14 protein-coding genes are annotated in these 12,586 nt (G+C 71.3%); 13 read left to right on the top strand and 1 reads right to left on the bottom strand.

Going from position 1 to position 12,586, the window contains the following annotated elements; all coding sequences use genetic code 11:
* The first annotated feature begins 20 nt into the window (after nt 1–20).
* From ACIOC1_RS21335 to ACIOC1_RS21275, 13 genes are all read left to right on the top strand, one after another.
* Entirely contained in the window at nt 21–1,055 is a 1,035-nt protein-coding gene (locus ACIOC1_RS21335) for an ABC transporter permease (protein ID WP_391163763.1), read from the top strand.
* Complete coding sequence (locus tag ACIOC1_RS21330; protein ID WP_401856040.1) at nt 1,052–1,909, top strand: ATP-binding cassette domain-containing protein; 858 nt, start codon at nt 1,052–1,054, stop codon at nt 1,907–1,909. Before ACIOC1_RS21335 ends, ACIOC1_RS21330 begins: the two co-directional genes overlap by 4 nt.
* The gene (locus tag ACIOC1_RS21325; RefSeq protein WP_355339048.1) at nt 1,906–3,045 is read left to right on the top strand and encodes an ROK family glucokinase; all 1,140 of its coding nucleotides are present in this window, start codon (nt 1,906–1,908) and stop codon (nt 3,043–3,045) included. The genes ACIOC1_RS21330 and ACIOC1_RS21325 overlap by 4 nt, the downstream gene beginning before the upstream one ends.
* Nucleotides 3,042–3,677 carry a hypothetical protein gene (locus ACIOC1_RS21320; protein WP_355339051.1) on the top strand — a complete coding sequence of 212 codons (636 nt, stop codon included), beginning with the start codon at nt 3,042–3,044 and terminating at the stop codon, nt 3,675–3,677. The genes ACIOC1_RS21325 and ACIOC1_RS21320 overlap by 4 nt, the downstream gene beginning before the upstream one ends.
* A gap of 121 nt (nt 3,678–3,798) precedes the next feature.
* The gene (locus ACIOC1_RS21315) at nt 3,799–5,070 is read left to right on the top strand and encodes an alpha/beta fold hydrolase (RefSeq protein WP_401856038.1); all 1,272 of its coding nucleotides are present in this window, start codon (nt 3,799–3,801) and stop codon (nt 5,068–5,070) included.
* 132 nt (nt 5,071–5,202) lie between these two features.
* Nucleotides 5,203–5,835, top strand: a complete 633-nt coding sequence (locus tag ACIOC1_RS21310) for an MBL fold metallo-hydrolase (RefSeq protein ID WP_401856037.1) — start codon at nt 5,203–5,205, stop codon at nt 5,833–5,835.
* Between the two features lie 49 nt (nt 5,836–5,884).
* On the top strand, nt 5,885–6,664 hold the full coding sequence (locus ACIOC1_RS21305) for an exodeoxyribonuclease III (protein ID WP_355339059.1): 780 nt from the start codon (nt 5,885–5,887) through the stop codon (nt 6,662–6,664).
* Between the two features lie 95 nt (nt 6,665–6,759).
* On the top strand, nt 6,760–7,200 hold the full coding sequence (locus tag ACIOC1_RS21300) for a DUF6278 family protein (RefSeq protein WP_355339062.1): 441 nt from the start codon (nt 6,760–6,762) through the stop codon (nt 7,198–7,200).
* A gap of 175 nt (nt 7,201–7,375) precedes the next feature.
* Complete coding sequence (locus ACIOC1_RS21295; protein WP_188285422.1) at nt 7,376–7,627, top strand: TfoX/Sxy family DNA transformation protein; 252 nt, start codon at nt 7,376–7,378, stop codon at nt 7,625–7,627.
* An 8-nt stretch (nt 7,628–7,635) separates the two neighbouring features.
* Nucleotides 7,636–8,379: an amino acid ABC transporter ATP-binding protein gene (locus ACIOC1_RS21290; protein WP_188285421.1), complete on the top strand. Its 744-nt coding sequence runs from the start codon at nt 7,636–7,638 to the stop codon at nt 8,377–8,379.
* A gap of 17 nt (nt 8,380–8,396) precedes the next feature.
* Nucleotides 8,397–9,344 carry a glutamate ABC transporter substrate-binding protein gene (locus ACIOC1_RS21285; RefSeq protein ID WP_355339066.1) on the top strand — a complete coding sequence of 316 codons (948 nt, stop codon included), beginning with the start codon at nt 8,397–8,399 and terminating at the stop codon, nt 9,342–9,344.
* 16 nt (nt 9,345–9,360) lie between these two features.
* Entirely contained in the window at nt 9,361–10,005 is a 645-nt protein-coding gene (locus tag ACIOC1_RS21280) for an ABC transporter permease subunit (protein WP_391049513.1), read from the top strand.
* Nucleotides 10,002–10,844 carry an amino acid ABC transporter permease gene (locus ACIOC1_RS21275; protein WP_401856036.1) on the top strand — a complete coding sequence of 281 codons (843 nt, stop codon included), beginning with the start codon at nt 10,002–10,004 and terminating at the stop codon, nt 10,842–10,844. The genes ACIOC1_RS21280 and ACIOC1_RS21275 overlap by 4 nt, the downstream gene beginning before the upstream one ends.
* Nucleotides 10,845–10,866: 22 nt before the next feature.
* Here the strand turns inward: ACIOC1_RS21275 and ACIOC1_RS21270 are convergent, their stop codons facing one another.
* Nucleotides 10,867–12,513 carry a CocE/NonD family hydrolase gene (locus ACIOC1_RS21270; protein WP_401856034.1) on the bottom strand — a complete coding sequence of 549 codons (1,647 nt, stop codon included), beginning with the start codon at nt 12,511–12,513 and terminating at the stop codon, nt 10,867–10,869.
* Nucleotides 12,514–12,586 lie beyond the last annotated feature (73 nt).

Raw genomic sequence — 12,586 nt, 5'->3', positions numbered from 1 at the left:
CGGACGGCGGCGCCCCCGACCTGCTGGTGAGCCCGGTGGACGACGAGCGGCTGGCGCCGAGATCCGTCGTGCGCGCCCTGCTGGCCAGGCCCGAGCTGGGCTCCGTCGTCGGCGCGGTCGCCGTCTTCGTCTTCTTCTCCGTCGTGGCCGACGCCTTCCTGCGGGCGTCCAGCCTCGGCACGGTGCTGTACGCGTCCTCCACGATCGGCATCATGGCCGTCCCCGTGGCGCTGCTGATGATCGGCGGCGAGTTCGACCTGTCGGCCGGTGTCCTGGTGACCAGCTCCGCGCTGGTCTCCTCGATGTTCAGCTACCAGATGACCGCGAACGTCTGGGTCGGCGTCGGTGTGTCGCTGCTGGTCACCCTCGCCATCGGCTTCTTCAACGGCATCCTGCTCGTGCGCACCAAACTGCCCAGCTTCATCATCACGCTGGGCACCTTCCTGATGCTCACCGGCCTCAATCTGGGCTTCACCAAGCTCATCAGCGGCACCGTCTCCACCAAGACGATCGCCGACATGGAGGGCTTCCCGACCGCCCGCGACCTGTTCGCCTCGCACTGGACGATCGGCTCCGTCGACCTCCAGGTCACCATCTTGTGGTGGCTCGGCCTGGTCGCCGTGGCCACCTGGGTGCTGCTGCGCACCCGCGCGGGGAACTGGATCTTCGCCGCGGGCGGCAACGCGGACGCGGCCCGCGCGGTCGGCGTCCCCGTCGCCCGTACCAAGATCGGCCTGTACATGGCGGTCGCCTTCTGCGCCTGGATCTCGGGACAGCACCTGCTGTTCTCGTTCGACGTGGTGCAGTCGGGCGAGGGCGTCGGCAACGAATTCCTGTACATCATCGCGGCCGTCATCGGCGGCTGCCTGATGACCGGCGGATACGGCAGCGCCATCGGCTCGGCGGTCGGCGCGTTCATCTTCGGCATGACCAACAAGGGCATCGTGTACGCCCAGTGGAATCCGGACTGGTTCAAGTTTTTCCTCGGCGCGATGCTGCTGCTTGCGACGCTGCTGAACGCCTGGGTCCGCAAGCGGGCGGAGGCCGCGGCATGAGCGCAGAACCCGTCCTCGACAAGGTCCCCGCGCCCGGCGGCGCCCCGCTGGTCGAGCTGACCGACGTCTCCAAGTCGTACGGGAACGTCCGCGCGCTGCGGGACGTCTCCCTCGAAGTGCGCGCGGGCGAGATCACCTGCGTCCTCGGCGACAACGGCGCGGGCAAGTCCACCCTCATCAAGATCATCGCCGGACTGCACCAGCACGACACGGGCCGCTACGCCATCGAGGGCGAGGACGTACGGCACAGCTCGCCGCGCGAGGCGCTCGACCGCGGCATCGCCACCGTCTACCAGGACCTGGCGGTGGTCCCCCTGATGCCGGTCTGGCGGAATTTCTTCCTCGGCTCCGAGCCCACCCTCGGCCGCGGCCCGCTGCGCAGGCTCGACGTGGCCGCCATGCGCGCCACCACCCACCAGGCGCTGCTGCGGATGGGCATCGACCTGCGCGATGTCGACCAGCCGATCGGCACCCTGTCCGGCGGCGAGCGCCAGTGCGTGGCCATCGCCCGCGCCGTGCACTTCGGCGCGAAGGTGCTGGTCCTGGACGAGCCGACGGCCGCCCTCGGCGTCAAGCAGTCGGGTGTGGTGCTGAAATACGTGGCCGCCGCGCGCGACGCGGGGCTCGGTGTGGTACTCATCACGCACAATCCGCACCACGCGTATCTGGTCGGTGACCGGTTCATTCTGCTCAAGCGAGGCGCGATGTCGGGCAGCCACCTGAAGAAGGACATTACGCTGGACGAGCTGACCCGCGAGATGGCCGGGGGCAGCGAGCTGGACGAGCTGACCCACGAACTGATGCGCCGGACGACCACCACACCACCGGCGACCGACCCGGAGACCTCCGCTTGAGTGCCAATCGTGAACGTGTGTACCGCGGCGGCGCCGCCAGGGCGACGGTGCTCCAGACCGTCGGCCGCCGCGAGAGGCGCTCGCATCTGACCGCGCCCCGCGTCCCCACCGTCGGTATCGACATCGGCGGCACCAAGGTGATGGCCGGGGTGGTCGACGCGGACGGGGTGATCCTGGAGAAGATCCGCACCGAGACGCCCGACAAGTCCAAGAGCCCCAAGGTCGTCGAGGACACCATCGTCGAGCTGGTCCTGGACCTGTCGGAGCGGCACGACGTGCACGCGGTCGGCATCGGGGCGGCGGGCTGGGTCGACGCCGACCGCTCGCGGGTGCTCTTCGCCCCGCACCTGTCCTGGCGCGACGAGCCGTTGCGCGACCGGCTCGCCGAGCGCCTGCTGGTCCCCGTCATGGTCGACAACGACGCGAACACCGCGGCCTGGGCCGAGTGGCGCTTCGGCGCCGGGCGCGGCGAGGCCGACCTGGTGATGATCACCCTCGGCACCGGCATCGGCGGCGCGATCCTGGAGGACGGCCAGGTCAAGAGGGGCCGCTACGGCGTCGCGGGCGAGTTCGGCCATATGCAGGTGGTGCAGGGCGGCCACCGCTGCGCCTGCGGCAACCGCGGCTGCTGGGAGCAGTACAGCTCGGGGAACGCGCTGGTCAGGGAGGCCCGCGAGATGGCCGCCGCGGATTCCCCGGTCGCCTACGGGATCATCGACCGGGTCGGCGGCAGCATCAGCGAGATCACCGGACCGCTGATCACCGAGCTGGCCCGCGAGGGCGACGCGATGTGCGTCGAGCTGTTCCAGGACATCGGCCAGTGGCTGGGCATCGGCATCGCCAACCTCGCCGCCGCCCTCGACCCGTCCTGCTTCGTCATCGGCGGCGGCGTCAGCGCCGCCGACGACCTGCTGATCAACCCGGCCAGGGACGCCTTCCGGCGCAATCTCACCGGCCGCGGCTACCGGCCGGAGGCGCGGATCGCCAAGGCCGAACTGGGCCCCGAGGCCGGTATGGTCGGCGCCGCCGACCTGGCCCGGCTGGTCGCCCGCCGCTTCCGCCGCGCCACCCGCCGCCGCGTCGAGCGGTACGAACGCTACGGCCGCGTCTACGGACGGCAGGGAGCCCAGTCGTGACCACCACACCCTTCGACCAGGACACCCTGGAGCCGGGCCCCGAGTCCGACGGGGGACCGCCCGCGGACGGCGACGCGGGCCGGGCGCGGCTCGCACCGCCGCCCCGGAACCCGCCGCGCTGGGTCCGCTGGACCGTCGTCCCGCTGCTCGTCCTCGTACCGATCGGGTACGTGCTGATCTCCGCCGAGCAGAGCCGGGACAGCGGGGTCACCAAGCAGAAGGAGGCGGCCCTCAGCCATCTGGAGCTGGCCGTTCCGACCATCCTCCAGCGGCAGATATACCAACTGCCCTTCCCCGACGGCACCACGGGCCCCGGCTACCTGGAGACCAACTCCTGGGACACCAGCGCGCTGTACGTCCAGTTCACCACCACCTCCGGCGGCCTGGACACCTTCCTCGCGCAGGTCGGCAGCGCCCGGAACGTGCTGCGCGGGGGCAAGGACGCGATCACCGCCGCGCAGGCCAGGACGGCGGGCTGGGATTTCCTCACCGGCCGCACGTATGTGGGCATCAGCATGCACCAGGCCGGCGACAAACCGGACCGCAACATCGTGGTGGACCTCACCGACCCGGACGTCCCCACGGTGTACGCGGTCTCCACCGTCAACTTCCGGCACGGCTTCAAGGGATGACGGCGGCGGGGCGCCGATGTCAGGGGCGATGACAACGATGGCCCATGACAGTCCTCGCGGGCCCGCGGAAGCGGGCCACTCGGATTTCGGAAGCACACACTCCACTCGGTAGCGTGAGGCGATGAGCGACTCGACCGACGGCGATCTGGACCCGCGGCCCCCCCTTCAGCACCGCTTCGACGGCCCGGCCGACGCCCCCGTCCTGATCCTGGGCCCGGCCCTCGGCGCCACCTGGCACATGTGGGACCGGCAGCTCCCGGCGCTCACCGAGCAGTGGCGGGTGCTGCGCTACGAGCTGCCGGGCCACGGCGGCGCGCCCGCGCACCCCGCGGCATCGGTCGACGACCTGGCCGCCCGGCTGCTCGCCGTGCTGGACGACGAGGGCGTCGACACCTTCGGCTACGCGGGCTGCTCGCTCGGCGCCGCCATCGGCGCCCGGCTCGCGCTGCTGCGCCCCGACCGGGTCGCCGCCCTCGCCCTGGTCTCGGCCGCCGCGCGGTACGCCACCGCCGACGTGTGGCGGCAGCGCGGCGTCGTGGTCCGCGCCAACGGCCTGGACCGCACGGCGCTGGCCAGCCCCGAGCGCTGGTTCACCGGCCCCTTCCTCGCCACCCAGCCCGCGATCACCGACTGGGCCGTGCAGATGGTCAGGACCACCGACGCGGACTGCTACATCGCCGGGTGCGAGGCGCTGGCCGCCTTCGACATCCGGGACGCGCTCGGCAGCATCAAGGTGCCGACGCTGGTGGTGGCGGGCGCCGACGACACCGAGACCCCGCCCGCCGACGCCCGGCTGCTGGTCGCCGGAATACCGGACGCCCGGCTCGCGGTCGTCCCGGCCACCGGCCACCTGGCGCCCGTCGAGGAGCCCGTGGCCGTCGGCGACCTGCTGGCGACGCACTTCGGCAGCGTGTGGACCGAGCCGGTGTCCGTGTCGACCGGCTCCGTCGCCGTACCCCCGGCCCCCGTCGTACCGCCGCAGGCCGTCGCCGCGCGGCCCGCCGCGGTGGCGCCCGACACGTACGAGGAAGGGCTGCGGATACGGCGTGAGGTGATCGGTGACGCGGAGGTCGACCAGGCGCTGGCCCGCGCCGAGGACTTCGGCGCCGACTTCGACAGCTTCCTGACCCGCTACGCCTGGGGCGAGGTCTGGTCGCGGCCCGGTCTCGACCGGCGCACCAGGAGCTGCGTGACGCTGACCGCGCTGACCGCCACCGGCAGGCTGGAGGAGCTGGCCGACCACACCAGGGCGGCGCTGCGCAACGGCCTGACCCCGGCGGAGATCGAGGAGGTCCTGCTGCACACCGCGCTCTACTGCGGCCTGCCCGCCGCCAGGGCCGCGGTGGACACCGCGCGTACGGTGATCCGGCAGGAGACCGGGGCGCACCCGTAGCAAGATGGAGGCGTACCGGAAAACGCCCAGCAACCGAAGATCCAGCATCCGAAACGCCCAGCATCCGAGAACCCCAGCACCCCAGCACCCGAGTACCAGAGAAGCCAGAACGCGCTGCCGAGGACGGACCCTGTGAAGCTCACGAAGAAGCGCCACGCCTGCATCCGGCTGGAGAAGGACGGGCGCACGCTCGTCATCGATCCGGGCACCTTCAGCGAGGAGGACGCGGCGGTCGGCGCCGACGTCATCCTGGTCACGCACGAGCACCTGGACCACTTCAACGCCGACCGGCTGCGCGCCGGGCTCGAAGCCAATCCGGGCGCGGAGCTGTGGACCCTGCGCGCGGTGGCCGACGAGGTCTCCGCGGCCTTCCCCGGCCGCGTGCACACCGTCGGCGACGGCGACACCTTCACCGCCGCGGGCTTCGACGTCCAGGTGCACGGCGAGCTGCACGCCGTGATCCACCCGGACATCCCGCGGATCACCAACGTCGGCTACCTGGTCGACGGTTCGCTCTTCCACCCCGGTGACGCGCTGACCCTGCCCGGCACCGCCGTGGACACCCTGCTGCTGCCCGTGCAGGCTCCCTGGAGCAAGATCTCCGAGGTCATCGACTACGTCCGCGAGGTCAAGCCGCGCCGCGCCATCGACGTGCACGACGCGCTGCTGACCGACCTGGCCCGGCCGATCTACGACACGCAGATCGGCGGCCTCGGCGGCGCCGACCACGTACGGCTGGCGCCCGGCGACAGCACGCAGGCGTAGCAGCGCCGCCACCGGGTCACTGTCGGACCCACCGGTTAGGTTGGGGAGCATGCGCATCGCGACCTGGAACATCAACTCGATCACCGCCCGCCTTCCGCGGCTGCTCGCCTGGCTGGAGAGCAGCGGCACCGACGTCCTGTGCCTCCAGGAGACCAAGTGCACCGCCGAGCAGTTCCCGCGCGACGAGCTGCGCGAGCTGGGGTACGAGTCGGCGGTGCACGCCACCGGCAGGTGGAACGGGGTGGCGCTGGTCTCCCGCGTGGGCCTGGAGGACGTGGTCGAGGGCCTGCCCGGCGGACCCGACTGGGAGGGCGTGCACGAGCCGCGTTCGGTCTCCGCGACCTGCGGCGCGGTCCGTCTCTGGTCGGTCTACGTGCCCAACGGCCGTGAGGTCGACCACCCGCACTACGCGTACAAGCTCCAGTGGTTCGAGGCGCTGCGCGCCGCCGTCGCGCAGGACGCGGCCGGTCCGCGGCCCTTCGCGGTGCTCGGCGACTTCAATGTCGCGCCGGTGGACGAGGACGTGTGGGACCTGTCGGTCTTCGAGGGCCAGACGCATGTCACCGCCCCCGAGCGCGCCGCGCTGGCCGCCCTGCGCGAGACCGGCCTCACCGATGTGATGCCGCGCCCGCTGAAGTACGACCGCCCGTACACGTACTGGGATTACCGGCAGCTCGCCTTCCCCAAGAACCGCGGGATGCGGATCGACCTGGTGTACGGGAACGAGCCGTTCGCCAAGGCCGTCGGCGACGCGTACGTGGACCGCGAGGAGCGCAAGGGCAAGGGCGCCTCCGACCACGCGCCGGTCGTGGTGGACCTGGAGGTCTGACCGGGGGCCGCCGCGGCGCGCGGGGGCGCTCCGGCGGCCGGTCCCGGCACGCGCGCCTGTGGTCGCGGCGGCACGGCAGGTGCGACGCTGACCGCATGGACATCCCCCTGATCGGCAAGTGGCGCAGAAGACACGGCGTCGCCCGCGGTTTCGCCGTGTACACCGACGGCGCCCCCGACGCGACCGGCGTCGCGGAACTGCTCGGCGAGTGCGAACTGCTGCGCGCCCGCGCCGCCGACGACGGGGTGGACCTGGACGACACCCCCGAATCGCTCGCCGCCCTCGACCAGTTGGCGCCGAGCTGGCGGGACGACGAAGAGGTGCTGTCGGACCTCGGCAACGACGCGGGTCTCTACCTCGGCACCGTCATGGTGCTCACGGTCCCCGACGCGGCGTGGGAGATCCTGCCCAACGGCCAGCCCGTGGTGCGGCTCGCGTCCGGCCGCGAGATCGACACCGTGGCGATCGGCCACGCCTGGGCCGAGAGCGGCAGCCCCGAACTGTCCCAGGTGCTCGCGGAGTCGTCGGAAGACTGAGCCCGTACGGCGGTGCGGCTGTCACCCGATCCAGTGGTCATCACCACACAGTGGGGTGCGGTCCAGGGCGTGTCACCACGCGATGGCCGCGCAGGGCACTAGAGGACGTGCATGATGGCGCCGAAGGTCCCCCTTTTCGCACCAGTCCCCACCAGCTCGGTACCGGAGGCACGACGTGGACTCCCTTCAGCAGCTCCCGAACATCGGGTCGGTCCTGGCCGACCGCCTGCGCCGCGCGGGCGTCGACGACGCGGGCGAACTGCGACGGCTGGGCTCCGGCCGCGCCTTCGAGAAGATCCGGCCCGAACTGCCGGAAGACGCCTGCACGCACACGCTGCTCGCGCTGGAGGGCGCGCTGCGCGGCATGCGCTGGACCGCGATCCCGCAGACCGAACGCGACACCCTCGTCCATCGCGTGCTGGGCTGAGCGCGCGGATGACCCGGGAACCCCTGATCGTCCTGCGCGGAGTCAACAAGCACTTCGGCCCGCTGCACGTGCTCAAGGACATCGATCTGACCATCGGCCGCGGCGAGGTCGTCGTGATCATCGGTCCCTCGGGTTCCGGGAAGTCCACGCTGTGCCGGGCCATCAACCGCCTCGAACCCGTGGAGTCGGGCACGATCACCATCGACGGCGTGCCGCTGCCCGCCGAGGGCCGCGAGCTGGCCCGGCTCCGCGCCGATGTCGGCATGGTCTTCCAGTCCTTCAACCTCTTCGCGCACAAGACCGTCCTGCAGAACGTGATGCTCGCGCCGGTCAAGGTGCGCGGCCGGGGCAAGGCCGAGTCGGAGCGGCAGGCCCGCGAACTGCTGGACCGGGTGGGCCTGGTGGGGCACGAGGACAAGTTCCCCGCGCAGATGTCCGGCGGCCAGCAGCAGCGGGTGGCCATCGCCCGCGCACTGGCCATGAACCCCAAGGCGATGCTCTTCGACGAGCCCACCTCGGCCCTCGACCCCGAGATGATCAACGAGGTGCTGGAAGTGATGCGGCAGCTCGCCGAGGAGGGCATGACCATGGTCGTGGTCACCCACGAGATGGGCTTCGCCCGGTCCGCCGCGCATCGGGTGGTCTTCATGGCGGACGGCCGGATCGTCGAGGACCGGGTGCCGGAGGAGTTCTTCACCGCGCCGCGCAGCGAGCGCGCCAAGGACTTCCTCTCCAAGATCCTGCACCACTGATCAGCACCTGGACCGCCATGCGACGCACTCACCGGCCCGCCCGCCCGGCGCGCCCGGCGGCCGTGGCCCGTCTCGCGGCGCTGGCCGCGGTGACCGGGCTGGCCGCGCTGACCGCTGTGACCGGCTGCGGCAAGCAGGGCAGCCCGCCCGCCAAGGGCCCCCGCGCCGACGCCCTGCCCGCCTACCGGGTCAACCGCGACTTCTCGCTGCCCGCCTCCGCCACCTGGTCGGCCGCCCACCGGCGCGGCAGGCTCGTGGTCGGCGTCAAGGACGACCAGCCGTATCTCGGCGAGCGCGACCCGGCCACCGGCACGTACTCCGGTTTCGACATCGAGATCGCCAAGATGATGGCCGCCTCGCTCGGTTTCGCGGCCGACCGCGTGCAGTACAAGCCGATCGCCTCCGCCAACCGGGAGACCGCCCTGAGCAACGGCCAGATCGACTACTACGTGGGCACGTACACCATCAACGCGCTGCGCAAGAAGCAGGTCGGTTTCGCGGGCCCGTACTACATGGCCGGGCAGGGCCTGCTGGTGCGCAAGGACGAGAAGGACATCAACGGGCCGCAGGACCTGAAGGGCAAGAAGGTGTGCTCGGCGGCCGGTTCCACCCCGATCCAGCGGATCGAGCGCGACTACCCCGACGCCACGCCGGTCACGTACGACACGTACTCGGTGTGCGTGGACAATCTGCTGACCTACCAGGTCGACGCGGTCACCACCGACGACTCGATCCTGCTGGGCTACGCGGCCAAGGCGCCGAACGAGATGAAGCTGGTCGGCAAGCCGTTCTCGAAGGAGCCGTACGGCATCGGACTGGCCAAGGGCGACACGGCGCTGCGGGGCGCGCTGGACGACGCGATCGTGGCGCACGAGCGCGACGGCGACTGGAAGAAGGCGTACGCGGCGACGCTGGGTCTGTCCGGGGTCCCGGCGCCCGTACCGCCGCCGGTCGACCGGTACTGAGGGGGAGACACACCGCGTGAACGTCCTGACCGACAACTACTCGCTCTTCGGCAAGGGCCTGTGGGGCACCGTCCAGCTCACCCTGCTGGCCGGGGCGCTCTCGCTGGTCGTCGGGGTGATCGTCGCCGGATTCCGGGTGTCGCCCGTCAAAGCGCTCCGGGCGTTCGGCACCGCCTGGGTGACGGTGCTGCGCAACACCCCGCTGACGCTGCTGTTCTTCGCGGTGCTGCTCGGCCTGCCGCGCTTCGGACTCGTGCTGCCCTTCCGGGTGTTCGCGATCCTGGCGCTGGGCGCGTACACCTCGGCGTTCATCTGCGAGGCGGTCAGGGCCGGGATCAACACCGTGCCGCTCGGCCAGGGCGAGGCGGCCCGCAGCCTGGGCATGACCTTCACGCAGACGCTGAGCCTGGTGGTGCTGCCGCAGGCCGCCCGCGCGGTGATCTCGCCGATCGGCTCCACACTGATCGCTCTGGCCAAGAACTCCGCCATCGCCGGGTCCTTCTCGGTCACCGAACTGCTCGGCACGTACAAGCCGCTCAACGAACTGGGCTACAGCATCGTGTGGACCTTCGTCTGGATCGCCGTCGGGTATCTGATCGTCACGTTGACCATCAGCGCTGTCTTCACCGTGCTGGAGCGGAAGCTGGGGGTCGCGCGATGAGCGGAAGCAGCGCGCTGTACGACATTCCGGGGCCCAAGGCGCTGGCCAGGCACCGGCTGTACGCGTGGCTCACCACGGCGGTGCTCGCCGCGCTGGTCGGCTTCGTCGTCTACAAGCTCGTGGACACCGGGCAGTTCTCCGCCGTGAAGTGGCGGCCCTTCGCCTACGCGGGCATCCAGCGGCTGTTGCTCAAGGGCCTGGCCAACACGCTGAAGGCGTTCGCCTGGGCGGCGGTCCTCTCGCTGGTCTTCGGCGCGGTCTTCGCCGCCGGACGGCTCTCGGACCACCGGCCGGTGCGCTGGTTCAGCACGCTGGTGGTGGAGTTCTTCCGCGCGATGCCGCTGCTGGTGATGATCTTCTTCATCTTCATCGCCCTCAAGCTGGAGCCGATGACGGCCCTGGTCATCGGCCTGACGCTGTACAACGGCTCGGTGCTCGCCGAGGTGTTCAGGGCCGGTGTCAACTCCGTGCCGCGCGGCCAGGGCGAGGCCGCCTTCGCGCTCGGCATGCGCAAGACGCAGGTGATGGCGCAGGTGCTGGTGCCGCAGGCGGGCCGCGCGATGCTGCCCGCGATCGTCAGCCAGCTCGTGGTGGCCCTCAAGGACACCTCGCTCGGCTACCTCATCACCTACGAGGAGTTCCTGTACGCGGGCAAGCTGATCGCCACCAACCTCGACTACGACCTGCCCTTCATCCCGGTCGTGATGGTGATCGCGCCGATCTACATCGGGATGTGCATGCTGCTGTCGTGGTTCGCCAACTGGCTGGCGCGCCGTGAACGGCACAGCCCCAAGGTCAAGGACGTGCCGGTCACGGTCGCCACACCGCCGGAGATCTGAGCCCGACGTCCCGCTCAGCGGTTCACCTGTCGTCGAACGGGACCGACAGTGTCGAGGGGTCGCCGGCCGGGGAGGAGAAGCCCACCGTCGCGAACGCCGGATTCTCCCCGATGTAGAGCGGGTCGACGGTGTCGACGACCAGCGCGAGCCGGTGCCCGGCCGGTACGTCGTACGCCGTCGCCTGGAGCGCGATGTCGGTGCCGAACGCCTTCCCCGGCGCCTTCCCGATCCAGGTGTACGGCGCGTGCGCGACGAGCTTGCCGGTGCCGAGCGCGTCCACGTCGTAGAGGTACGCGATCACCGTGCCGTTGGCCGCGGACGGGGTGAGCGTGGTGTGCAGCACGCTCGTGCCGCGCACGTGCTGGGCGGTGGCGTACGGCTGCGACTGCCACACCCCGGCGAAGGCGCGCGGCAGCAGCGGGATCGACGCGGTGGGCGGGGCCTTGGCGAACTGGTCGAGCAGGCTGGACAGGAAGATGACGCCGCCGTCGGCGCCGGAGTCCACGCCGGTGCCGATCGTGGTGTGCCAGCCGGTGCCCGCGTCGCCGCCGAGCGCCCCGGTGCGCGCGCCCTTGGCGCCCAGCGCCAGCTTCTCGGTCCGCGACGGCACCGAGGACCAGTCGGCGTACCCCTCGTAGGCCCCGGTGGAGCGGGAGGTGAGCTGGACCGGCGGCTGGCGGTCGATCCCGTTGTCGGTGCCCTTCAGATAGTGGTCGAGCCAGGCGCGGGCGTCGGTCCAGGTGTCGTTGGGCAGCCCGAGCAGTCCGGTCGCCTCCGCCGTGGCGTGGTCGCCGGGCCGGAACTCCAGCCGCTTGGGGCCGGTCAGCCTCTCGTAGAAGTCCGCGTACTGGTTGGGCGGGAAGAGGCTGTCGCCCCAGGCGTTGGCGAGCATGACGGCGGTGTGGTTGGCGTTGAGCCGGTCCACGTAGGTCAGCGGGGAGCGGAGCTTCGCCCAGGCGATCATGGTGTCCTCCGACGCCAGGTTCGCGCTGAGGAAATTGGCGAGGATCGACTGGAGTTCGGCGCTGGGGCGGCCGGTCAGATACGCGGAGCCGCCGAGCAGGGCCGCCGCCTGGAGGTGCGGGGTGCGGCCCTGGTAGATCGACTCGACGAGGTCGGCCCAGCCGCTGAGCGCGGCCACCGCCTTGATCCGCGGGTCGTGCGCGGCCCCCAGCAGCCCGATCCCGGCGCCGTACGAGACACCGGCCATGCCGATCCGCGCCGGGTCCGCCGGGGTGTTGGCGAGGGTCCAGTCGATGACCTTCGAGACGTCGGCGACGTCCGGCGGGCCCGCGGTCTCGATCTCGCCGCCGGAGAGCCAGAAGCCGCGGCTGGTGTAACTGACCACGACATAGCCGGAGTCGGCGAGCAGTTTCTCCTGGGCGAGGTACTCCAGGTCGTTGATCGCCCAACTGCTCGGCAGGACGACGACGGGGTAGCGCTGCGAGCCGTCGTAGCCGCCGGGGGTGTAGACGTTCGCCTTGAGGGTGATGCCGCCGGAGCCGGGGATGTCGACGAAGCGCAGGGCCGACGCGGCGGCCGGGGCCGCGGCGGCGGACACCTTCGGCACGGGGGCGGGGGCGGGGGCCGCGGTCGCGGCGGGGGCGAGGCCGAGGGCCGTGGAGGCGAGCAGCGCCGCGCCGACGACACCCGCTGTGGTTGCTCTCATGGACTGCTCCTGACACGCCGGATGCGAAGTGACTGGAGAGTAACCACGCGGACTTACCGAAGGTAACTCGCGT

Source organism: Streptomyces sp. NPDC088197 (genome assembly GCF_044741185.1).
Lineage (GTDB): Bacteria > Actinomycetota > Actinomycetes > Streptomycetales > Streptomycetaceae > Actinacidiphila.
This window is presented reverse-complemented; position numbering and strand designations above follow the sequence as displayed.